Consider the following 21,659-nt stretch of genomic DNA (forward strand, 5'->3'; position numbering starts at 1 on the left):
TCCGAAACGGGGGCCTTTTCAGTGCAACCCGACAGTTTCTAAATTATTCTGCTGCATGAAGCGTGGACAGCTGCGTCGCCGCCTTTGGCGGCTGCTGCGTATCGCACGACGTCAGGAACGCCGCCGCGATCAGGAACAAACTCACGATACCGCTCAACTCGGACATGGCGAAACTCCTCCTGTTTCGCCCCGCGCATCACCATCCTAGTCGACACAGAGATTGTTATCTCTGAATTATGATGACGTGGTGTTGCCGAACGTGATCCGAGGCATGCTCAGCCGAGGAGTCCGGCATTCTTCACCGCCTTGAAAATCTTTTCGTGCCAGGCGATCCGATCCGCTTCGCCATTGGCCGGCGTGGTGGAATTGGCGTTGCCGACGTTGATCGCGCGCGAGATCTTTTTAATCAGGCCGGCATCGGCAAAGGCATTGCAGCCTGACCCTTTCCATTCGGCGCAAGCTGCGAGCAGCGAAATCTGCGGATCCTCGATCAGTTCAGGATGATTGGCGAGGTCGACCTTGGCGAGCTTGCCCTTGGCCGTGTACGCGTCGCGCCCGGTGGTCTGGAACGTGCCGCCGCCGCGGAAATTGAAGCCGTCCAACGTTCCTTTCACATTGCCCATGCGGCCGCCATAGGCCCAGTCGCCCAGGGCTTGCGGCTTGCGCAGCAGGTTGTCCTCGATCCACTGATCGGTCTTGCCCGCGGCTCGCGACCTCCATGCGTTCCGGATTGCCGCCACGGTCGTGTAGGTCAGGGATTCGCGAATGAGGGTGAAGCCACCGGTTTCCATCGCCGCTTGAGCGAAGAAATGCATCAGCCGATCATAGTTGTTGCACACCCCATGATCGCCAAGTGTCTTGAGGCCTTTGTCGGAGGTAAAGGCGCCGATGTAACCGTCATAGATTGTTCGCTTGGAACCGCTTGCCGGTCTCTGCGCGAATTTCTGGAAGACCGCTGCTGGCAAACCCTTGTTCGGATCGCCCGCAACGGCTTCGAGCACGCTCTCGACACTCTCGGTCGACAGCACCGGTTCGCCTTCGACGACCACCGAAGCATTGGGGATTCGCTTGCCGTTGCTTTTCGGGAAGCCACCGCCGGCAAAGGTTTTCAGATCGTCGATGAGGGCGATTACGCGTGTCCGGCTCTCCGTGAAATCCATGTCGGAAAGCGGACCGCTCACCTTCTTCGTCGGGTTGATGCATCCGACGCTGGACAGGAAATTGACGCCCGGATGGATCAGGATTTCGGTGCGCTTGTTGGTCTTCAGCAGTTCGAGTCCAGGTTTGGGTGGCGTCTTGGCGCCAGTGTAGCCGATCGTCACATATTTGCCTCCGGCCTGTGTCGCCAGCGGATAGGTGCCGGGCTCGATGCGCCTGCCATTGTCTTCTTTGGAATTGTCGCCTGGGCCGCGAGATTCACACACGAACCCCGATAGACCCGTTACTGCCGTGCCGTTGTGAAAGACTTTATAGGTACCAACTGTCCTGCGTCTGGTGCCCCTCATATGCTCGACTTTGCGGCTAATAAGAAGTTCCCAGCCAGTACCTGAAATCGCTGCCATTGCCGCCTCCCCAAAGAGTTCAAGTTTGTTGATTTCACTGTGGTCGCCAAATAGTTCGCGTTGTAGATGTGACCCTAACATCTTCGAATTCTCTGCATTGTGAAGTTTGTCACGTTGGCGGTAGCCTCTTTTGAAGCATCGGGTGGAGTTTGTGTGCCGCCTGGTTTCGTGACAAAGGCATTGCCGCAGGGGCGGGGCACCCACCCCATGCCGCGCCAGACATATGACGTCAGGGCGGGCTGTTTGCGTTCAGATGGCGTCGCCCATGCCCCACGGCCTGAGCGCATGGGGCGACTGTCACCATTATTTCATGCCATTCCTGATTGCCTTTTGCGGCACTTTGGCTAAGAGGGGCGCGACGCTTTCAATCGATCAATCGGGGACATCGCAATGACCGCCATCATCGACATTGTCGGGCGTGAAATCCTGGACAGCCGTGGAAATCCGACCGTCGAGGTCGACGTCGTCCTCGAAGACGGCTCGATGGGCCGCGCCGCGGTGCCGTCGGGCGCGTCGACCGGCGCGCATGAGGCCGTCGAACTGCGCGACGGTGGCGCCCGCTATCTCGGCAAGGGCGTGCTCAAGGCGGTCGAGGCCGTCAATGGCGAGCTGTTCGAGGCGATCGGCGGCTTGGAAGCCGAAAACCAGATCCACATCGACCAGACCATGATCGAGCTCGACGGCACGCCCAACAAGAGCCGGCTCGGCGCCAACGCCATCCTCGGCGTCTCGCTGGCGGTCGCCAAGGCCGCCGCGGAAGCCGCCGGCCTGCCGCTCTACCGCTATGTCGGCGGCACCAAGGCGCATTTGCTGCCGGTGCCCATGATGAACATCATCAATGGCGGCGCGCATGCCGACAATCCGATCGATTTCCAGGAATTCATGATCCTGCCGGTCGGCGCGCCGACGCTGCGCGAAGGCGTGCGCTGGGGCTCGGAAATCTTCCACACGCTGCGCAAGAAGCTCAAGGATGCCGGCCACAACACCAATGTCGGCGACGAAGGCGGCTTCGCGCCCAATCTGAAGAGTGCGCCGGTGGCGCTCGATTTCATCATGGAATCGATCGAGAAGGCCGGCTTCAAGCCGGGCGAGGAGATCGCGCTTGGTCTCGACTGTGCGGCGACCGAATTCTTCAAGGACGGCAATTACGTCTATGAGGGCGAGAAGAGGACCCGCGATCCCAAGGCGCAGGCCAAGTACCTGGCCAAGCTTGCCGCCGACTATCCGATCATCTCGATCGAGGACGGCCTGGCCGAGGACGACTGGGAGGGCTGGAAGTACCTGACCGACCTGATCGGCAACAAGACGCAGCTGGTTGGCGACGACCTCTTCGTCACCAACACGGCGCGGCTGCGCGACGGCATCCGCATGGGTGTCGCCAATTCGATCCTGGTCAAGGTCAACCAGATCGGCTCGCTTACCGAAACGCTCGACGCTGTCGAGACCGCGCATAAGGCAGGCTACACCGCAGTCATGTCGCACCGTTCGGGCGAAACCGAAGATTCGACCATCGCCGACCTCGCCGTCGCCACCAATTGCGGGCAGATCAAGACCGGTTCGCTGTCGCGCTCGGATCGCATGGCCAAGTACAACCAGCTGATCCGCATCGAGGAAGAGCTCGGCAAGCAGGCGCGCTACGCCGGCAAGTCGGTAATCAAAGCTTAAATTCTGCCGAACTGGCGAAAACGACGAAGGGCGGGATTTTCCCGCCCTTTTTCGTTGCGGGCGCTGGCTAGTGCACCTGTCCGTAACCGTCCATTAAGCACAATCGGGCGAGATAGACAGGTCAGAGGATTGCGACCATGTGGACACGCCAGCACAAGCAGAGAAACACCGGCCGGCTGATCATCCCGTCGCTTTGCGTGGCGTTCCTGGCCTATTTCGGCTTCCATGCCTATCATGGCGAGTTCGGCATCAATTCCAAATATCAGCTCGAAGCGCAGACCATCGAATTGCAGGCCAAGTACGATGCCATCAAGGCGCGCCGGGTCGATCTGGAGCGGCGCGTCCAGCTGATGCATGAGGGTACGCTTGAAAAGGATATGCTCGACGAGCAGGCACGCCGGGCGCTCAATCTGTCCCAGCCCGATGAAATCACCATCATGCTGCCGGCCAATTCGAAATAACCAAGTTTCAGTTAATCGCTGTTATCTCTAATGATTCTGGGCGTTTAGGCGCATGCCAGCCATGCATTTTTCTGCATGGCGAAACGCGGTCTCGCATGTTAGCTTCCCTCCAATCGGTGGGGAGGAGCTGATCCTCCCCGGAGCAGACATGGTCTGCTTTAGTGTCCGCAAAGAGACGCCAACAGGGAGTGATGCATGGCCACCGCCGCCAAAAAAGCGCCTGCCAAATCCGTTAAATCGACATCCGCCAAATCAACGGGGCTTTCCGCCCCCAAGCCGGCTGACTTCACCAAGGACGAGGAGCTTGCCGCCTACCGGCACATGCTGCTTATCCGCCGCTTCGAGGAAAAGGCCGGCCAGCTCTACGGCATGGGCTTTATCGGCGGCTTCTGCCACCTCTATATCGGCCAGGAAGCGGTCGTCACCGGCATGAAGATGTCGCTGATCAACGGCGACCAGATGATCACCGCCTATCGCGACCATGGCCACATGCTGGCGATGGAACTTTCCCCGCGCGGCGTCATGGCAGAGCTGACCGGACGCCGTGGTGGCCTGTCGAGGGGCAAGGGCGGCTCCATGCACATGTTCTCCAAGGAGAAGCATTTTTACGGCGGCCACGGCATTGTCGGCGCGCAGGTCTCGCTCGGCACCGGTCTCGCCTTCGCCAACCGCTACCGCGACAACAACAATGTGTCGCTGACTTATTTCGGCGATGGCGCTGCCAACCAGGGTCAGGTCTATGAAAGCTTCAACATGGCCTCGCTGTGGAAGCTGCCGGTGATCTACATCATCGAGAACAACCGCTACGCCATGGGCACTTCGGTGTCGCGCTCGTCGGCCGAAACCAATTTTTCGCATCGCGGCGCCTCGTTCAAGATTCCCGGCATTCAGGTCGACGGCATGGATGTGCGTGCGGTCAAATCCGCCGGCGATCAGGCGACCGAATGGTGCCGTGCCGGCAACGGTCCGATCATCCTCGAGATGCAGACCTATCGCTATCGCGGTCACTCGATGTCGGATCCCGCAAAATACCGCTCCAAGGAAGAAGTGCAGAAGATGCGCTCGGATCATGATCCGATCGAGCAGGTCAAGGCGCGGCTGACGGCCAAGAAGTGGGCGACCGAGGACGAACTCAAGAACATCGACAAGGAAGTCCGCGACATCGTCGCCGACGCCGCCGAATTTGCCCAGCACGACGCAGAGCCGGATCCGTCCGAGCTCTGGACCGACATCGTATTGTAACGGGAGGGCAAGGACATGCCGATCGAAATTCTCATGCCCGCTCTCTCGCCGACCATGGAAGAGGGCAATCTTTCCAAATGGTTGAAGAACGAGGGCGACAAGGTCGTCGCCGGCGATGTCATCGCCGAGATCGAAACCGACAAGGCGACGATGGAAGTCGAAGCCGTCGATGAAGGCACGATCGGCAAGATCGTGGTTCCCGCCGGCACCGAAGGCGTCAAGGTCAACGCGGTGATCGCCGTGTTGCTGCAGGACGGTGAAAGTGCAGGCGATGTCGAAAAGAGCGGCAAGCCTGCCTCCACCCAGGATGCCGTTTCCGCTGGCGGTCAGCGGACCGATGCAGCCGAGGAAGGTACAAAAGCGGCTCCCCAGGATGCCGGCGAGGCTCCGAAGGCGGTTCCCGCCGCTCCGGCGGCCAAACCTGCCGCCGATCCGGATATTCCCGCCGGCACCGAGATGGTCTCGACCACGGTGCGCGAAGCGCTCCGCGATGCCATGGCTGAAGAAATGCGCCGCGACGGCGATGTCTTCGTCATGGGCGAGGAGGTCGCGGAATACCAGGGCGCCTACAAGATCACGCAAGGCCTGCTGCAGGAATTCGGGCCGCGACGCGTGGTCGACACGCCGATCACCGAGCATGGCTTTGCCGGCGTCGGCGTCGGTGCGGCAATGGCCGGCCTGAAGCCGATCGTCGAATTCATGACCTTTAATTTCGCCATGCAAGCGATCGACCAGATCATCAACTCCGCCGCCAAGACGCTCTATATGTCGGGCGGCCAGATGGGCGCGCCGATCGTGTTCCGCGGCCCGAACGGGGCTGCCGCCCGCGTCGGCGCCCAGCATTCGCAGTGCTATGCCGCCTGGTACAGCCATATTCCCGGCCTGAAAGTGGTGATGCCGTACACGGCTGCCGATGCCAAGGGCCTGCTCAAGGCGGCGATCCGCGATCCGAACCCGGTCATCTTCCTCGAAAACGAAATCCTCTACGGCCAGTCCTTCGACGTGCCGAAGCTTGACGATTTCGTGCTGCCGATCGGCAAGGCGCGCATTCACAAGCAGGGCAAGGACGTCACCATCGTCTCGTTCGGCATCGGCATGACCTATGCCATCAAGGCGGAAGCCGAGCTGCGCGGCATGGGCATCGATGCCGAGATCATCGATCTCAGGACCATCCGTCCGCTCGACCTCGACACCGTCATTGCCTCGGTGAAGAAGACCAACCGCTTGATCGTGGTCGAAGAAGGTTTCCCGCAAAGTTCGGTCGGCGACCACATCGCCAACCAGGTTTCGCAGCGCGCCTTCGACTTCCTCGATGCGCCGGTCATCACCATCGCCGGCAAGGACGTGCCGATGCCTTATGCGGCGAACCTCGAAAAGCTGGCCTTGCCCAATGTCGGCGAGGTCATCGAGGCGGTCAAAGCCGTCACGTATCGCTGAGCCGGTCGGGAGGACATCATGCCAATCAACATCACCATGCCGGCGCTCTCGCCCACGATGGAAGAGGGCAATCTTTCCAAGTGGCTGGTCAAGGAGGGCGACAAGGTTTCGCCGGGCGACGTGATCGCCGAGATCGAGACCGACAAGGCGACGATGGAAGTCGAGGCCGTCGATGAGGGCACGGTTGCCAAGCTCGTCGTTCCGGCCGGCACCGAAGGCGTCAAGGTCAATGCTCTGATCGCCATTCTGGCTGGCGAAGGCGAGGATGCAGGGGCGGCGGCAAAGGGCGGCGGCGATGCCGCGCCCGCGAAAGCCGATGCCAAACAGGATAAGGCGTCAATCTCCCCACCCGTGGGGGAGATGTCGACGAAGTCGACAGAGGGGGGCGCTGTCCCGCCGACCTCTCAGTCTGTCGCGCCCCCCTCTGGCCTGCCGGCCATCTCCCCCACAAGGGGGGAGATCAGCCAATCGTCAGGCGAGCGCACTTTCGCCTCGCCGCTGGCGCGGCGCATAGCCAAAGACGCCGGCGTCGATGTGTCCGCCGTGAGTGGCACCGGCCCGCATGGCCGTGTCGTCAAGGCCGATGTCGAGGCGGCGATCGCCGGCGGTGGCGCCAAGGCCGCGCCGGCCGCGAAAGCCGCACCTGCCGGCGCTCCGGCGTCTGCGCCGGCTCCGGCACCCAAGGCGATGTCGGACGAACAGGTGCTGAAGCTGTTTGCCGAAGGGTCCTACGAGCTCGTCCCGCACGACAATATGCGCAAGACCATTGCGCGCCGCCTGGTCGAGGCCAAGACAACCATCCCGCATTTCTACCTGACGCTCGACTGCGAGCTCGATGCCCTGCTGGCGCTGCGCACACAGATCAATGCGGCGGCTCCGATGAAGAAGACCGACAAGGGCGAAGTGCCCGTCTACAAGCTGTCGGTCAACGACATGGTGATCAAGGCGATGGCGATGGCGCTGATGGCGGTGCCGGATGCCAATGCGTCGTGGACCGAAAGCGCCATGGTCAAGCACAAGCACGCCGATGTCGGCGTTGCCGTGTCGATCCCCGGCGGCTTGATCACGCCGATCATCCGCCACGCCGACGAAAAGACGCTGTCCACTATCTCCAACGAGATGAAGGATCTGGCGAGCCGTGCGCGCAGCCGCAAGCTGAAGCCTGAGGAATATCAGGGCGGCACGACGGCTGTCTCCAATCTCGGCATGTTCGGCATCAAGGACTTTGCCGCCGTCATCAACCCGCCGCATGCGACGATCCTGGCGGTGGGTGCCGGCGAGCAGCGGCCGGTGGTCAAGAATGGCGAGATCAGAATCGCCAATATCATGTCGGTGACGCTGTCGACCGATCACCGCGCCGTCGACGGTGCGCTCGGCGCCGAACTTCTGGTCGCCTTCAAGCGCATGATCGAAAATCCGATGGGCATGCTGGTCTAGGAAGGAAAAAGGCTGTGCGGAAATTCGTCACCAGCCTTTTCGCCCTGATCCTTTCCGGCCTGGCCGGCGGGCTGGTGGCGCTGTGGCTGGCAATCGTCACCAATGCGAATTCCGAATACATCCTGGTCTTCATGGTTTCGGCGCTGGTCACCATCGTTGCGACCGTGGCGTTTTTCATCGCGCAGTTCGTGCCAAACCCGCAAAGGGCGATAAACCTGACGGGGCTTGTTGGGGTTTCGTTGTTCGTGCTGGCCGGAATCGGGCTGATTGCCTGGACCTTCTCGCAGCCGCCTGGCAAAGCCCAGTGGTCAGGCGATCTCCCCGTTGTCGCCGGTCTGTTTTTGCCAAGCATCGCCACGGTTATCGTGCAGTGGCTGTTCGTGGGATGGCGCGTGCGGCGCGCGCTTAGGGCGGAGGCGGGTGCGGGTGCATGAAGACGATCCTCTGCTACGGCGATTCCCTGACCTGGGGCTATGACGCGGCGAGCCTCGGGCGTTATGCGCTGGAAGATCGCTGGCCGAGCGTGCTCAAGGCGGCGTTGGGCGACGACGATATCGAAGTCATTGCCGAAGGTCTGAACGGCCGCACCACGGCTTTCGACGATCACCTGGCTGGTGCCGACCGCAATGGCGCCAAGGTGCTGCCGACGATCCTGACCAGCCATGCGCCGCTCGACCTGATCATCATCATGCTCGGCGCCAACGACATGAAGCCCTGGATCCACGGCAATCCGGTCGCGGCCAAGCAGGGGGTGCAGCGGCTGATCGACATCGTGCGCGGCCACGATTATCCGTTCGACTGGGCCGCGCCGCAAATCCTGATCGTCGCGCCACCAGCGGTCAGCCGCACCGACAATGCCGAATTCAAGGAAATGTTTGCCGGCGGCGACGAGGCCTCGAAGCGGCTGGCGCCGCAATATTCCGCGCTCGCCGACGAGGCCGGCTGCGGCTTTTTCGATGCCGGCACGGTGGCCGAGACCACACCGATCGACGGGGTCCATCTCGATGCCGAAAACACGCGCAATATAGGTGACGCATTGGCGCCATTGGTGCGTGTGATGCTGGAACTCTAGAGAAAATCAGGGAGAAACCCCGTGGCTGAATCCTACGACGTCATAATCATCGGCTCAGGCCCCGGCGGCTATGTCACGGCGGTGCGCTCCGCCCAGCTCGGCTTCAAGACGGCGATCGTCGAGCGCGAGCATCTCGGCGGCATCTGCCTCAACTGGGGCTGCATCCCGACCAAGGCGCTGCTGCGCTCGGCCGAGATCATGCACTATTCCGATCATCTGAAAGACTACGGCCTGAAGCTCGAAGGCGGCAAGGTCAGCGCCGACACCGCCGCTGTCGTCGACCGCTCGCGCAAAGTGTCGTTGAGGCTCAATGGCGGCGTCGCCTTCCTGATGAAGAAGAACAAGGTCGACGTCATCTGGGGCGAGGCCAAGCTTTCAAAGCCAGGTGAAATCGTCGTTTCCAAGACGGCCAAGAAGCCGATGGAGCCGCAGCCGCCGGTGCCGAAGGGCGTCAAGGGCGAGGGGACCTACACCGCCAAGCACATCATTCTCGCCACCGGCGCCCGGCCGCGCGCGCTGCCCGGCATCGAGCCGGACGGCAAACTGATCTGGACCTATTTTGAAGCGATGGTGCCGAAGGAGATGCCGAAATCGCTGCTGGTCATGGGTTCGGGCGCCATCGGCATTGAGTTCGCCTCCTTCTACCGCACCATGGGCGCCGAGGTGACGGTGGTCGAGCTTTTGCCGGCGGTGATGCCGGTCGAGGATGCCGAGGTCTCGAAATTCGCGCAGAAGCAGTTCGAGAAGCAGGGCATGAAAATCATCCTCGAGGCCAAGGTGACCAAGGTCGAGAAGGGTGCCAACTCGATCACCGCCCATGTCGAGATGAAGGACGGCAAGGTCGAGAAGATCACCGCCGGCCGCATGATCTCGGCCGTCGGCGTGCAGGGCAACATCGAGAATCTCGGCCTCGAGACGCTCGGCGTGAAGACGGACCGCGGCTGCGTCGTCATCGATGGCTACGGCAAGACCAATGTGCCCGGCATCTACGCTATCGGCGATGTCGCCGGACCGCCGATGCTCGCCCACAAGGCCGAGCATGAAGGCGTGGTCTGCATCGAGAAGATCGCCAATTTCCCCGGCGTGCATGCGACAGACAAGCTGAAGATCCCGGGCTGCACCTATTGCAACCCGCAGGTCGCCTCGGTCGGGCTCACCGAAGCCAAGGCGAAGGCCGAAGGCAAGGACATCCGCGTCGGCCGTTTCCAGTTCGGCGCCAACGGCAAGGCGATCGCGCTTGGCGAGGACCAGGGCTTCATCAAGACCATCTTCGACAAGAAGACCGGCCAGCTGCTCGGCGCGCATATGGTCGGCGCCGAGGTGACGGAGCTGATCCAGGGCTTTGTCGTGGCGATGAACCTGGAGACCACCGAGGAAGAACTGATGCACACCATCTTCCCGCATCCGACGCTGTCGGAGATGATGAAGGAAAGCGTGCTCGATGCCTATGGCCGTGCGCTCAACGCGTGATAAATTGCTGCCGCGAGACTCAGACGCATGCGCCGGAGGAACCTTACGGCAGACAGTTCGTTTCCGGATGCATTTTCACCTGACACTGGAGGAGTTGGCATATGGACGTGAATGGCGTGGGCTGGATTGCGGCCATCATCATCGGCGGTTTGGCCGGGTGGCTGGCCGAGATGGTCATGAAGAGCAATACCGGCGTCTTGATGAACATCATTATGGGCATTGTCGGCGCGGTGGTGCTGAACGCAATTCTCAGGGCGCTCAACATCGAACCCTTCGGTGTCGGCTGGCTCGCCTACCTGATCACCGGCTTCATCGGCGCCTGCCTGCTGATCTTTGCCGGGCGGCTGATACGCCGATAAAACGGCTCGCCGTTTCTCTCGTTCTTCTGACGCAATTCCGGACGGAAAACCGTGTCACACTTTTCCTGGAATTGCTCTGGATCCCCGCTATGCGAAAAAGGCTGTGGCGGCATGCGCCGCCGCAGCCTTTTTCTTTGCACCGAAAAGCCCTAGATGACGCCAGAAGGGCGAATGCCGACGGGCAGACGCCAACAAGTCAGGTTTGAGATGGTCACTGTTCTCGACACGATCGCCAACGCGCCGCGCCTGCGGCACCCCGAGAAGGCACACAAGCCTGATCAGGACGTGCTGCGCAAACCCGACTGGATCCGCGTCAAGGCGCCGATGTCGAAGGGCTATGCCGAAACCCGCGAGATCGTGAAGTCGCACAAGCTGGTCACGGTGTGCGAAGAGGCCGGCTGCCCCAATATCGGCGAGTGCTGGGAAAAGAAGCACGCCACCTTCATGATCATGGGCGAGATCTGCACGCGCGCTTGTGCCTTCTGCAATGTCGCCACCGGCATTCCCACCGCGCTCGATGCCGATGAGCCGGCGCGTGTCGCGCATGCCGTCAAGCAGATGGGGCTGACCCATGTCGTCATCACCTCGGTCGACCGCGATGATCTCGCCGATGGCGGCGCGCAGCATTTCGCCGAGGTTATCCGGGCGATCCGAGCAGCGACGCCCTTGACCACGATCGAAATCCTGACGCCCGATTTCCTGCGCAAGGAGGGCGCGCTGGAGATCGTCGTGGCGGCCAAGCCCGATGTCTTCAACCACAATCTCGAAACCGTGCCGTCGAACTACCTGACGGTGCGGCCGGGTGCTCGCTATTTCCACTCGATCCGGCTGTTGCAGCGGGTCAAGGAGCTCGACCCGTCGATCTTCACCAAGTCCGGCATCATGGTCGGCCTCGGCGAAGAGCGCAACGAGATCCTGCAGCTGATGGACGACCTGCGCTCGGCCAATGTCGACTTCATGACCATTGGCCAGTATCTGCAGCCGTCGAAGAAGCACCACCCGGTGATCCGCTTCGTCACGCCGGAGGAATTCAGCTCCTTCGCGACGATCGGCAAGACCAAGGGTTTCCTGCTGGTGGCGTCGAGCCCGCTGACGCGCTCCTCGCATCATGCCGGTGACGATTTCGCCAGGCTGCGGGCGGCGCGTGAGGCGCAGCTCAAAAAAGCGAGTTAAATCCTGCTTCAATGCCGAAATTCGAAGCCACACGCCGCGTTGCCCACACGCCGGAGCAGATGTTTGCGCTGGTCGCCGATATCGAGACGTATCCGCAATTTCTGCCGCTGTGCGAGGCGCTGACGGTGCGCTCTCGCAAGGAGCGTGATGGCCGCACCATTCTCCTCGCCGATATGAGCATCGGCTACAAGGCGATCCGCGAGACCTTTACGACGCAAGTGCTGTTGAAGCCGGACGAGAACACCATCGACGTCAAATACATCGATGGGCCGTTTAAATATCTAAGCAATATCTGGCGCTTCGAGCCGGCCGACGGCGGCGGCTGCAACGTCCGCTTCTTCATCGACTACGAGTTCAAGAGCCGTATCCTCGGCGTGTTGATGGGCACCATGTTCGATCGCGCCTTCCGCATGTTTTCCGAAGCCTTCGAAAAACGTGCGGACGTCATCTACGGAACGACGCCCATCTCATGAGTGTCGCCGAGCGCGCGCAGGCCGATCTCCAGCGCATGCTTGACCGTCTCACGGCGGATGAAGTCGCGGCCATTGTCGGCAAACATATTGAGCTCGGCAGCCACCGGCCCACGTCTTAGGGCAACTCCGAACCAGACGAGGCCGACCGGTTTTTCCGGCGAACCGCCGCCTGGGCCGGCAATGCCGGTGACGGCAAGCGCCAGCCCGGCGCGCGAGCGCGCCAGAGCGCCCGCCGCCATCTCCAGAACCGTTTCGCGCGAGACGGCGCCATGCGCCTCGAGTGTGGCGGGCGAGACGCCGAGCATCTCCATCTTTGCTTCATCGGAATAGGTGATGAGGCCGCGATCGACGACAGCGGACGAGCCGGCAATGTCGGTCAGTGCCGAGATGATCATGCCGCCGGTGCAGCTCTCGGCCGTCGCCAGCATGATGCCGCGCTGCTGGCAGACCTGGAGCAGGGCGTTGGCAAGATCGCTGTTGTTCATGCGGGAACCTCCCCGGGGAAGACGACACTGGCTGTGGCGATGGCGGCGATGCCTTCCTCGCGGCCGACAAAGCCGAGTTTTTCGTTGGTCGTCGCCTTGATGGAGATGCGATCGCTGGAAATGCCCAGTATCGCCGACAACGCGTTGGTCATGGCCTCGCGATGCGGGCCGACGCGCGGCGCCTCGCAGATCAGCGTGATGTCGGCATTGGCGATGCGGCCGCCGCGTTCGCGCACCAACCTGGCCGCATGCTCGACGAAGATCTTCGACGCCGCGCCCCTCCATTGCGGATCGGAAGGCGGGAAATGCGTGCCGATGTCGCCGGCGCCGCAAGTGGCGAGCAGCGCATCGGTCAGCGCGTGCAGGCCGACATCGGCATCCGAATGGCCCGAAAGCTTCTTGCCGTGCGGGATGGCGACGCCGCACAAAGTGACATGGTCGCCAGCCTCGAAGGCGTGCACGTCATAGCCATTGCCGGTGCGAATGTCTGGAAAACGCTCGCCAGTAAGCCGTTGATCCGCCATCGCGATATCCCTTGCCCAGGTCAATTTGACATTGTCCGGCGATCCCTCGACGATTTTCACCGGAATATGCGCCCATTCGGCGATCGCGGCATCGTCGGTGAAATCCGCCTTGCCGAGATGATGGGCCTTTTCATGCGCGGCGAGCAACGGCCAGAACGGAAAGCCCTGCGGCGTCTGCGCGGCATGAAGGCCGGCCCTTGGCACCGTCTCCTCGATCATGCCGGTGCCCGACTCGCGCTTCAGCGTATCGGCGACGGGCAAAGCGGGCAGCGCGCCCTGGCGCTCGCCAATGGCGGCGATGATACGGTCGATCAGGGCCGTGTCGACAAACGGCCGCACCGCGTCATGGACAAGGACACGGCCGGGCGTACGTTCCCTCAGCGCCAGCAGGCCGAGCCGGACCGAGGCCTGGCGCGACTCGCCACCGACCACGGCGGTAACCCGCTCGGCATACGCGCCGGCTGCCTTGTCGAAAAGCGCTCGGTCATCGGCATGGATGGCGACGACGACGGGGCCAATTTCGGGATGCGCCAGGAAAGTCTCCAGCGTGCGCGCGATCACGGCACGGCCACCGATGCGCTGATATTGCTTCGGCCCGTCGGCCTTTCCGGCACGCGCGCCGCGACCGGCGGCAACGATGACCAAGCCGACCTTGTCGGTCGTCGCCTCGGCCGGTTTTTCGCTTGCGTCTGTCATGCCAAGAGGCTTAGTCGCGGCTTATGGCGAAGGCCAGCATTTTCCCAAATGCGCCGCAATGTGACGTCATTGCGCGTTGCACAATGCCTTTCTTATGGCTAGAGAATGTGCAGCAATCCGATATGCTTGGTTTTTGTGCATGCCTGAAGTGACAAAATTGGCTTCGCCGCTCGACATTGGCGGCGTGACGATCCGCAACCGCGTCTTCCTCGCGCCCATGTCGGGAATAACGGACGAGCCGTTCCGGCAGCGCGCCTACGCGCATGGCGCGGGCCTGGTCGTGTCGGAAATGGTGGCGAGCGGCGAGCTTGCCAAGGGCAGGGCCGGCTGCGACCTGCGCATCCGTCATTCCGGGCTGCCCGTCCATATGGTCCAGCTTGCCGGCCGCGAGGCCGAGCACATGGCCGAGGGCGCGCGCATCGCTGCCGGCGAGGGCGCCGACATCATCGACATCAATATGGGCTGCCCGGCCAAGAAGGTGACCGGCGGCTATGCCGGCTCGGCGCTGATGCGCGATCTCGACCACGCGCTGTCGCTGATCGAAGCGGTGATCGGCGCGGTCCAGGTGCCGGTCACGGTCAAGATGCGGCTCGGCTGGGACGACAATGCGCTCAATGCACCCGTTTTGGCGCGCCGCGCCGAAGAGGCCGGTGTTAAAATGGTGACCGTGCATGGGCGCACGCGCTGCCAGTTTTATCAAGGCAAGGCCGATTGGGGCGCCATCGCCCGCATCAAGGACGTCGTCTCGATCCCGGTCGTCGCCAATGGCGATGTGGGCTCGCCCGCGGAGGCCGCCGAAATCCTTGAACAGTCGGGCGCCGACGCGGTGATGATCGGTCGTGCGCATTATGGCGCGCCATGGACGGCGGGCCACATCGCGGCAACGGCTGCGGGCGACGCGCCCTCCGGCGTGCCGGAAAGCCCGCAAGCCATGGCGGACTACATCGTTTCCCACTACGAAGACATGCTGACGCTTTACGGCGTCGAAAGTGGCTTGCGCCAGGCGCGCAAGCATCTCGGCTGGTATCTCGACCGCCACTCTGCTGGCGTTTCCGATGAGCGGCGGAAAGCCATCCTCACCTCTTTCGAACCCGCCCGCGTCATTGCCTTGCTGCATGAGGTGTTTTCCGGCGAAGCCACGCCCTTGCGGAGCGCCGCATGAACGCCACCGTCACACCGAGCTCCGACATGGCGGATGCCGCCAGTATCGTGCTGAACACCATCCGCCGTCCGGTCATCATGGTCGATCCGGACGGGTTCATCACCTACGCCAATGCCGACGCGGAAGACTTCTTCCGCTCCAGCGCCAACATGCTGGCACGCAACACACTGTCCAAACTGATCCCGTTCGGCAGCCCGCTGTTGCAACTGGTCGACCAGGTGCGCGAGCGCCGTGCGCCGGTCAACGAATACCGTGTCGACGTGTCGTCGCCGCGTCTCGGCATCGAGAAGGTCGTCGATCTCTATGTCGCGCCGGTGCCGGAATTCCCAGGCTCGATCGTGGTGATGTTCCAGGAACGCTCGATGGCCGACAAGATCGACCGGCAGATGACACACAGGGGTGCCGCGCGTTCGGTCACCGGCCTTGCCGCCATGCTGGCACATGAGATCAAGAACCCGCTGTCCGGCATACGTGGCGCCGCACAGCTGCTCGAACTCTCGGCGTCCGACGAGGATCGCGCGCTGACCCGCCTCATCACCGACGAGACTGATCGCATAGTCTCCCTCGTCGACCGCATGGAAGTGTTTTCCGACGAGCGGCCGATTGACCGCTATCCTGTCAACATCCATGTCGTGCTGGATCATGTGAAGGCAATCGCCAAGAACGGTTTTGCCAAGAGAATCAGGATATTGGAGGACTATGATCCATCATTGCCTCCGGTTTTCGCCAACCGCGACCAACTGATCCAGGTGTTTCTCAACCTGGTCAAGAACGCCGCCGAGGCGATCGGCGGCGCCCCGCAGGGCGAGATCGTGCTGTCGACCGCGTTCAGGCCGGGCATCCGCGTTTCCGTTCCCGGAACCCAGGACCGCGTGTCGCTACCGCTTGAATTCTGCGTGCGCGACAATGGGTCCGGCGTTTCGGAAGACATTCTGCCGATCCTGTTCGATCCGTTCATCACCACCAAGCCGAACGGCTCGGGGCTCGGCCTGGCGCTGGTGGCGAAAATCGTCGGCGAGCATGGCGGCATCATCGAATGCGATTCGACGCCGCGCGGCACCACCTTCCGAATCCTGATGCCGGCCTGGAAAGAAACACCCATCGACACTGCCGATGATGAAGGCGAAGGAGACCGCAAATGACGGTTCGCGGCAATATTCTCGTCGCCGACGACGATGCGGCCATCCGCACCGTGCTCAATCAGGCGCTGTCGCGCGTCGGCCATGAGGTGCGCGTGACCTCCAACGCCTCGACGCTGTGGCGCTGGGTGGCGGCGGGCGAGGGCGATCTGGTGATCACCGACGTTGTCATGCCGGACGAGAACGCCTTCGACATGCTGCCGCGCATCAAGAAGGCGCGGCCCGAGCTGCCGGTCATCGTGATGAGCGCGCAAAACACTTTCATGACGGCGATTCGTGCTTCCGAAACAGGTGCTTATGAATATCTGCCGAAGCCGTTCGACCTGACCGAGCTGCTCAACATCGTCAATCGTGCGCTGTCAGAGCCGCGCCGACCGAAGATCGATACGCGACCGGAAGAACAGCCTGACGCCATGCCGCTGGTCGGCCGCTCGGCCGCCATGCAGGACATCTACCGCATGCTGGCGCGCATGATGCAGACGGATCTGACGGTGATGATCTCGGGCGAGTCCGGCACCGGCAAGGAATTGGTAGCGCGCGCGCTGCACGAATATGGCCGCCGCCGAGGCGGTCCGTTCGTCGCCATCAACATGGCGGCAATCCCGCGCGACCTCATCGAATCGGAACTGTTCGGTCATGAGAAGGGTGCCTTCACCGGCGCACAGAACCGCTCGACAGGCCGCTTCGAGCAGGCCGAGGGCGGCACGCTGTTCCTCGACGAGATCGGCGACATGCCGATGGAGGCGCAGACGCGGCTGCTGCGCGTGCTGCAGCAAGGCGAATACACCACTGTCGGCGGGCGCACGCCGATCAAGACCGATGTGCGCATCGTCGCCGCCACCAACAAGGATCTGCGCACGCTGATCAACCAGGGGCTTTTCCGCGAGGATCTGTTCTATCGCCTGAACGTCGTGCCGCTTCGGCTGCCGGGTTTGCGTGAGAGATCGGAAGACATTCCCGATCTGGTGCGGCATTTCTTCAAGATCGGCGCCAGCGAAGGCTTGCAGACCAAGCGCATTTCGACCGGCGGCATCGAATTGATGAAGCGCTATCCGTGGCCGGGAAACGTGCGCGAGCTGGAAAACCTGGTGCGCCGGCTTGCGGCGCTCTATTCGCAGGACGAAATATCAGCCGAGATCATCGAGGCCGAACTGAAGACAGGCGAAAGGCCGGTCGTTCCCGGCGGCGGCAATTTGATCCCGGACGATCTGTCCATCGGCCAGGCGGTGGAGCACTTCCTGCAGCGCTATTTCGCCTCTTTTGCCGGTGATTTGCCGCCGGCAGGTCTCTATCAACGCATCTTGTCCGAGGTCGAATATCCGCTGGTGCTCGCTTCCATGACGGCAACGCGCGGCAACCAGATCAAGGCGGCCGAATTGCTCGGCTTGAATCGCAACACGCTGCGCAAGAAGATTCGCGAGCTGGGCGTCAACGTCTACAAATCGTCGAGATCATGAGCGCCTGGCGCCCGAAGTGACGCGAGGTCGTCCCCTTTTCAGGGGATCGGCGGCCGAAAGATTTCCGTCACGGCCACACTTGTTGCATAATCGCCACAATGCGTTGCATACATCCGACGCAATCACTGGCTCTTAGACGGCGACATGGCTTCGCAAGCTCTGACATCAAACGAACCGCTTTTCAGCAGACCCGGCCAGAGGGATGGACGGCGGCTGCTTGCGTTGCCTGGCGTTGTGGCAATTGCCGGCGCGCTGGTTACGGCGGCAATCTCGTTTGCGATTCTTGTCGGCGCCACGCCGATCACGCCAGACGCAAACACAACGCTGACGCTGATTGCGGCCAATGCCTTATTTGTGCTGGCGCTGATTGCCCTCGTCGGCCGAGAGGTGCATCGCATCACCATGGCGCGCCGGCACGGCAAGGCGGCTTCGCGGCTGCATGTGCGCATCGTGACGATGTTTGCGCTGGTCGCGGCCATCCCAGCCATCATGGTGGCCATCATCGCCTCGATCACGCTCGATATCGGCCTCGACCGCTGGTTCGAGATCCGCACCAAGGCGATCGTCAACTCGTCGCTGTCGATCGCCGACGCCTATGTGCAGGAAAACGCTCGCAATCTTCAGGGCACGACGCTGTCGATGGCCTACGATCTCGATGCGTCGCGCACGCTTTACGGCCTCGATCGAACCGGCTTTCTCGACCTGATGAACAAGGAAGCCGTGGGCAGAAGCCTGGTGCATGCGGCGCTGGTCAGGGAAGACGGCTCCTTTGTCGTGAGTGCCCAGACCGATGCGGACTTCGCCATGCCGGCACCGCCTGAGGGCGCGGTGGCAAGTGCGGCCGACGGCAAGCCGGTGCTGATCGAGCCGAAGACGCGCAACATCATGGGCGCCATCATCAAGCTGCGGGAGATCGAAGGCCTCTACCTCTACACCAATCGCCTGGTCGACCCCGAAGTGATCAAGGCGAGGGCGATCGTCCAGTCCAACACCGCCGAATATCGCGGCCTGGAAGACAACAGGCGGACGTCGCAGGTGGCGTTCGCGCTGCCCTATCTGTCGCTGACGCTGATCATCATCCTGTCGGCCATCTGGACCGGCATAGCGGTGGCCGACCGTCTGGTGCGGCCCATCCGTCAGCTCATCGGCGCGGCTGACGAGGTTGCGACCGGCAATCTCGATGTCGCCGTGCCGGTACGGCCTTCCGACGGCGATGTCGCCTCGCTTGGCGATACGTTCAACAAGATGCTGCTGGAGCTTAAATCGCAGCGCAACGAGATCCTGTCGGCCAAGGATTTGATCGACGAACGGCGTCGTTTCTCGGAAGCGGTGCTGGCCGGCGTCACCGCCGGCGTCATCGGCGTCGATCCCTACGGCATCGTCTCCATCGTCAACAAATCGGCCGAAACGATGCTGGCCATATCGGCCACGGCGGCGCTGGGGCAGAACCTGTCCGCCGTGCTACCGCATGTCGGCCGTGTCTTCGAGATCGGCCGCAAATCCGGCAAGCCGGTCTATCGCGAGCAGGTCACCTTCTATCGCACCGGCGCCGAGCGTACCTTCAACGTGCAGATCACCATCGAGGCCGGCGACGACGGCGAGGAGGAGAAATCCTACGTCGTGACTGTCGACGACATCACCGATCTGGTCCAGGCACAGCGCTCGTCGGCCTGGGCGGATGTGGCGCGGCGTATCGCACATGAAATCAAGAACCCGCTGACGCCGATCCAGCTCTCGGCCGAGCGCATCAAGCGACGCTTCGGCAAGGTCATCACCGAGGACCGCGAGATTTTCGACCAGTGCACCGACACGATCATCCGGCAGGTCGAGGATATCGGCCGCATGGTCGACGAGTTCTCGGCTTTCGCCCGCATGCCCAAGCCCGAGATGAAAGCCATCGATCTGCGTGAATCGCTGCGCGAGGCGTCGTTCCTGGTCGAAGTCAGCCGCGCCGACATTGCTTTCGAACGCGTGTTCGGCAACGAACCGCTCAAGGGCACGTTCGATAGCCGATTGATGGCGCAGGCTTTCGGCAACGTCATCAAGAACGCGGCCGAGGCGATTGACGGGCTGGAACAAAAGGACGGTTCGCACGGCATAATCCGGATTCAAGCTGCCCGGCAGAATGGCGCGATCAGAATCGACGTCATCGACAATGGCAAAGGCTTGCCGCGCGAGAACCGCCAAAGGCTGCTCGAGCCCTACATGACGACGCGCGAGAAGGGCACCGGGCTCGGTCTCGCCATCGTCAAGAAGATCGTGGAGGACCATGGCGGGCGGCTCGAATTGCACGATGCGCCCGCGGATTTCCACGGTGGACGCGGCGCGATGATCTCGATCATCCTGCCGCCAGCTGCCGCAACCGCGCCGCCACGCGGTCAAGGCGAAACGGAACACGAACGAGAAACTGAAAAGGTCGGTAATGGCGTCTGATATTCTCATCGTCGATGACGAGGAAGACATCCGTGAACTCGTCGCGGGCATATTGAGCGACGAAGGGCATGAAACCCGCACGGCATTCGATGCCGACAGCGCGCTCGCGGCAATCGCCGACCGGGCGCCGCGGCTGATTTTCCTCGACATCTGGTTGCAGGGCTCGCGCCTCGACGGGCTGGCGCTGCTCGACGAGATCAAGACGATGCATCCGAGCCTGCCGGTGGTGATGATCTCCGGCCACGGCAATATCGAGACAGCGGTGTCGGCCATCCGCCGCGGCGCCTATGATTTCATCGAGAAGCCGTTCAAGGCCGACAGGCTGATCCTGATCGCCGAGCGGGCGCTCGAAACCTCGAAATTGCGGCGCGAGGTGTCCGACCTCAAGCAGCGCAGCGGCGAAACCTTCGACCTGATCGGCATGTCGTCGGCGATGAGCCAGCTGCGCCAGACCATCGAGCGCGTGGCGCCGACCAACAGCCGCGTCATGATCATCGGTCCGTCCGGCTCGGGCAAGGAGCTCGCCGCGCGCGCCATCCACACGCTGTCGACGCGCAAGGGCGCGCCCTTCGTGACGCTGAGCGCGGCCAACATCACGCCCGAGCGCATGGAGATCGAGCTGTTCGGTACCGAATCGAACGGCACCGAGCGCAAGGTCGGCGCGCTTGAAGAGGCGCACCGCGGCATTCTCTACATCGACGAAGTGGCCGACATGCCGCGCGAGACGCAGAACAAGATTTTGCGCGTGCTGGTCGAACAGCAGTTCGAGCGGGTCGGCGGCACCAAGCGGGTCAAGGTCGACGTCCGCATCATCTCCTCGACCTCGCAGAACCTGGAGGCGATGATCGCCGACGGCCGTTTTCGCGAAGACCTCTATCACCGCCTGGCGGTGGTTCCGGTCATGGTGCCGGGCCTGGCCGAGCGGCGAGAGGACATTCCCTATCTCGTCGACAATTTCATGAAGCAGATCGCTCGCCAGGCCGGCATCAAGCCGCGCCGCATCGGCGACGATGCGCTTGCCGTGCTGCAGGCGCACAACTGGCCGGGCAATGTCCGCCAGCTGCGCAACAATGTCGAACGGCTGATGATCCTGGCGCGTGGCGACGATATCGATGCGCCGATCACCGCCGACCTGTTGCCGTCGGAGATCGGCGATGTCATGCCGCGCACGCCGAACCAGTCCGACCAGCACATCATGGCGCTGCCGCTGCGCGAGGCGCGCGAACAGTTCGAGAAGGACTATCTGATCGCCCAGATCAACCGTTTCGGCGGCAACATCTCGAAGACGGCGGAATTCATTGGCATGGAGCGCTCGGCGCTGCACCGGAAACTGAAGTCGCTGGGGGTCTGATCCCCATTGTTGTTGGTCCAGCGGGCCGTGGCCCGTGCAATTGCCGGTTACGGCAGCGGCG

The 21,659-nt window shown here is 62.3% G+C and carries 20 protein-coding genes; 16 read left to right on the plus strand and 4 right to left on the minus strand.

The genetic code is table 11. From position 1 onward, the window contains the following. Positions 1-43 precede the first annotated feature (43 nt). Together NKJ64_RS09630 and NKJ64_RS09635 are read right to left on the minus strand one after the other, a co-directional pair. On the minus strand, positions 44-166 hold the full coding sequence (locus NKJ64_RS09630) for a hypothetical protein (protein ID WP_023835249.1): 123 nt from the start codon (positions 164-166) through the stop codon (positions 44-46). Positions 167-275: 109 nt separating this feature from the next. Next, on the minus strand, positions 276-1,766 hold the full coding sequence (locus NKJ64_RS09635; protein WP_352462429.1) for a glycoside hydrolase family 19 protein: 1,491 nt from the start codon (positions 1,764-1,766) through the stop codon (positions 276-278). Positions 1,767-1,952: 186 nt separating this feature from the next. Between NKJ64_RS09635 and eno the strand changes: the two genes are divergently transcribed. The 11 genes from eno (at position 1,953) to NKJ64_RS09690 (ending at position 12,351) form a co-directional block, all read left to right on the plus strand. After that, positions 1,953-3,227, plus strand: a complete 1,275-nt coding sequence (gene eno, locus NKJ64_RS09640) for a phosphopyruvate hydratase (RefSeq protein WP_352462430.1) — start codon at positions 1,953-1,955, stop codon at positions 3,225-3,227. Positions 3,228-3,364: 137 nt separating this feature from the next. After that, on the plus strand, positions 3,365-3,688 hold the full coding sequence (locus NKJ64_RS09645; RefSeq protein ID WP_023688447.1) for an FtsB family cell division protein: 324 nt from the start codon (positions 3,365-3,367) through the stop codon (positions 3,686-3,688). 195 nt (positions 3,689-3,883) lie between these two features. Then, positions 3,884-4,930 (plus strand): pyruvate dehydrogenase (acetyl-transferring) E1 component subunit alpha, encoded by a 1,047-nt coding sequence (gene pdhA, locus NKJ64_RS09650; RefSeq protein ID WP_023682559.1) that lies wholly within the window; start codon positions 3,884-3,886, stop codon positions 4,928-4,930. 15 nt (positions 4,931-4,945) lie between these two features. Then, positions 4,946-6,367, plus strand: a complete 1,422-nt coding sequence (locus tag NKJ64_RS09655; protein WP_352462431.1) for a pyruvate dehydrogenase complex E1 component subunit beta — start codon at positions 4,946-4,948, stop codon at positions 6,365-6,367. 18 nt (positions 6,368-6,385) lie between these two features. Beyond that, positions 6,386-7,804, plus strand: a complete 1,419-nt coding sequence (locus NKJ64_RS09660; protein ID WP_352462432.1) for a pyruvate dehydrogenase complex dihydrolipoamide acetyltransferase — start codon at positions 6,386-6,388, stop codon at positions 7,802-7,804. A 14-nt stretch (positions 7,805-7,818) separates the two neighbouring features. Next, positions 7,819-8,238, plus strand: a complete 420-nt coding sequence (locus NKJ64_RS09665; protein WP_023835247.1) for a hypothetical protein — start codon at positions 7,819-7,821, stop codon at positions 8,236-8,238. Continuing rightward, complete coding sequence (locus NKJ64_RS09670; RefSeq protein WP_352462433.1) at positions 8,235-8,876, plus strand: SGNH/GDSL hydrolase family protein; 642 nt, start codon at positions 8,235-8,237, stop codon at positions 8,874-8,876. The genes NKJ64_RS09665 and NKJ64_RS09670 overlap by 4 nt, the downstream gene beginning before the upstream one ends. 21 nt (positions 8,877-8,897) lie before the next feature. Next, on the plus strand, positions 8,898-10,346 hold the full coding sequence (lpdA, locus tag NKJ64_RS09675) for a dihydrolipoyl dehydrogenase (RefSeq protein WP_023825582.1): 1,449 nt from the start codon (positions 8,898-8,900) through the stop codon (positions 10,344-10,346). Between the two features lie 101 nt (positions 10,347-10,447). Next, a complete protein-coding gene (locus tag NKJ64_RS09680) occupies positions 10,448-10,705 on the plus strand; it encodes a GlsB/YeaQ/YmgE family stress response membrane protein (protein ID WP_023668920.1) in 258 nt (85 codons plus the stop codon). A 207-nt stretch (positions 10,706-10,912) separates the two neighbouring features. Beyond that, positions 10,913-11,878, plus strand: coding sequence for a lipoyl synthase (gene lipA, locus NKJ64_RS09685; RefSeq protein ID WP_023668921.1), 966 nt, complete (start codon positions 10,913-10,915; stop codon positions 11,876-11,878). A gap of 11 nt (positions 11,879-11,889) precedes the next feature. After that, positions 11,890-12,351: a type II toxin-antitoxin system RatA family toxin gene (locus tag NKJ64_RS09690; protein ID WP_023710532.1), complete on the plus strand. Its 462-nt coding sequence runs from the start codon at positions 11,890-11,892 to the stop codon at positions 12,349-12,351. Here NKJ64_RS09690 and NKJ64_RS09695 read toward each other — a convergent pair. Together NKJ64_RS09695 and NKJ64_RS09700 are read right to left on the minus strand one after the other, a co-directional pair. Beyond that, entirely contained in the window at positions 12,327-12,836 is a 510-nt protein-coding gene (locus tag NKJ64_RS09695) for a CinA family protein (RefSeq protein WP_023682551.1), read from the minus strand. The two genes, NKJ64_RS09690 and NKJ64_RS09695, sit on opposite strands and share 25 nt — an antisense overlap. Beyond that, a complete protein-coding gene (locus tag NKJ64_RS09700; RefSeq protein WP_023752290.1) occupies positions 12,833-14,056 on the minus strand; it encodes a bifunctional 2-C-methyl-D-erythritol 4-phosphate cytidylyltransferase/2-C-methyl-D-erythritol 2,4-cyclodiphosphate synthase in 1,224 nt (407 codons plus the stop codon). The genes NKJ64_RS09695 and NKJ64_RS09700 overlap by 4 nt, the downstream gene beginning before the upstream one ends. A gap of 139 nt (positions 14,057-14,195) precedes the next feature. Between NKJ64_RS09700 and dusB the strand changes: the two genes are divergently transcribed. The 5 genes from dusB (at position 14,196) to ntrX (ending at position 21,598) form a co-directional block, all read left to right on the plus strand. Next, positions 14,196-15,218: a tRNA dihydrouridine synthase DusB gene (gene dusB / locus NKJ64_RS09705; protein ID WP_352462435.1), complete on the plus strand. Its 1,023-nt coding sequence runs from the start codon at positions 14,196-14,198 to the stop codon at positions 15,216-15,218. Next, a complete protein-coding gene (locus tag NKJ64_RS09710) occupies positions 15,215-16,360 on the plus strand; it encodes a two-component system sensor histidine kinase NtrB (protein ID WP_352462436.1) in 1,146 nt (381 codons plus the stop codon). The genes dusB and NKJ64_RS09710 overlap by 4 nt, the downstream gene beginning before the upstream one ends. Then, positions 16,357-17,814 (plus strand): nitrogen regulation protein NR(I), encoded by a 1,458-nt coding sequence (ntrC, locus tag NKJ64_RS09715; protein ID WP_023691281.1) that lies wholly within the window; start codon positions 16,357-16,359, stop codon positions 17,812-17,814. Before NKJ64_RS09710 ends, ntrC begins: the two co-directional genes overlap by 4 nt. Positions 17,815-17,958: 144 nt before the next feature. Further along, complete coding sequence (locus NKJ64_RS09720) at positions 17,959-20,247, plus strand: sensor histidine kinase NtrY-like (protein ID WP_023688460.1); 2,289 nt, start codon at positions 17,959-17,961, stop codon at positions 20,245-20,247. Further along, complete coding sequence (gene ntrX / locus NKJ64_RS09725) at positions 20,237-21,598, plus strand: nitrogen assimilation response regulator NtrX (RefSeq protein WP_023668929.1); 1,362 nt, start codon at positions 20,237-20,239, stop codon at positions 21,596-21,598. The genes NKJ64_RS09720 and ntrX overlap by 11 nt, the downstream gene beginning before the upstream one ends. The last annotated feature ends 61 nt before the right edge of the window (positions 21,599-21,659 follow it).

Origin of the sequence: Mesorhizobium sp. M0062, from assembly GCF_040323125.1 — a bacterium.
Taxonomy (GTDB): Bacteria; Pseudomonadota; Alphaproteobacteria; order Rhizobiales; family Rhizobiaceae; genus Mesorhizobium.

Excerpts from the sequence above, each read along its gene's own strand:
- dusB (WP_352462435.1), top strand. The coding sequence starts at position 14,196 with ATGCCTGAAGTGACAAAATTGGCTTCGCCGCTCGACATTGGCGGCGTG.
- NKJ64_RS09700 (WP_023752290.1), bottom strand. The coding sequence starts at position 14,056 with ATGACAGACGCAAGCGAAAAACCGGCCGAGGCGACGACCGACAAGGTC.
- pdhA (WP_023682559.1), top strand. The coding sequence starts at position 3,884 with ATGGCCACCGCCGCCAAAAAAGCGCCTGCCAAATCCGTTAAATCGACA.
- lipA (WP_023668921.1), top strand. The coding sequence starts at position 10,913 with ATGGTCACTGTTCTCGACACGATCGCCAACGCGCCGCGCCTGCGGCAC.
- NKJ64_RS09710 (WP_352462436.1), top strand. The coding sequence starts at position 15,215 with ATGAACGCCACCGTCACACCGAGCTCCGACATGGCGGATGCCGCCAGT.
- NKJ64_RS09660 (WP_352462432.1), top strand. The coding sequence starts at position 6,386 with ATGCCAATCAACATCACCATGCCGGCGCTCTCGCCCACGATGGAAGAG.
- ntrC (WP_023691281.1), top strand. The coding sequence starts at position 16,357 with ATGACGGTTCGCGGCAATATTCTCGTCGCCGACGACGATGCGGCCATC.
- NKJ64_RS09645 (WP_023688447.1), top strand. The coding sequence starts at position 3,365 with ATGTGGACACGCCAGCACAAGCAGAGAAACACCGGCCGGCTGATCATC.
- NKJ64_RS09670 (WP_352462433.1), top strand. The coding sequence starts at position 8,235 with ATGAAGACGATCCTCTGCTACGGCGATTCCCTGACCTGGGGCTATGAC.
- NKJ64_RS09630 (WP_023835249.1), bottom strand. The coding sequence starts at position 166 with ATGTCCGAGTTGAGCGGTATCGTGAGTTTGTTCCTGATCGCGGCGGCG.
- NKJ64_RS09655 (WP_352462431.1), top strand. The coding sequence starts at position 4,946 with ATGCCGATCGAAATTCTCATGCCCGCTCTCTCGCCGACCATGGAAGAG.
- NKJ64_RS09695 (WP_023682551.1), bottom strand. The coding sequence starts at position 12,836 with ATGAACAACAGCGATCTTGCCAACGCCCTGCTCCAGGTCTGCCAGCAG.
- eno (WP_352462430.1), top strand. The coding sequence starts at position 1,953 with ATGACCGCCATCATCGACATTGTCGGGCGTGAAATCCTGGACAGCCGT.
- NKJ64_RS09690 (WP_023710532.1), top strand. The coding sequence starts at position 11,890 with ATGCCGAAATTCGAAGCCACACGCCGCGTTGCCCACACGCCGGAGCAG.
- ntrX (WP_023668929.1), top strand. The coding sequence starts at position 20,237 with ATGGCGTCTGATATTCTCATCGTCGATGACGAGGAAGACATCCGTGAA.
- NKJ64_RS09680 (WP_023668920.1), top strand. The coding sequence starts at position 10,448 with ATGGACGTGAATGGCGTGGGCTGGATTGCGGCCATCATCATCGGCGGT.
- NKJ64_RS09720 (WP_023688460.1), top strand. The coding sequence starts at position 17,959 with ATGGCTTCGCAAGCTCTGACATCAAACGAACCGCTTTTCAGCAGACCC.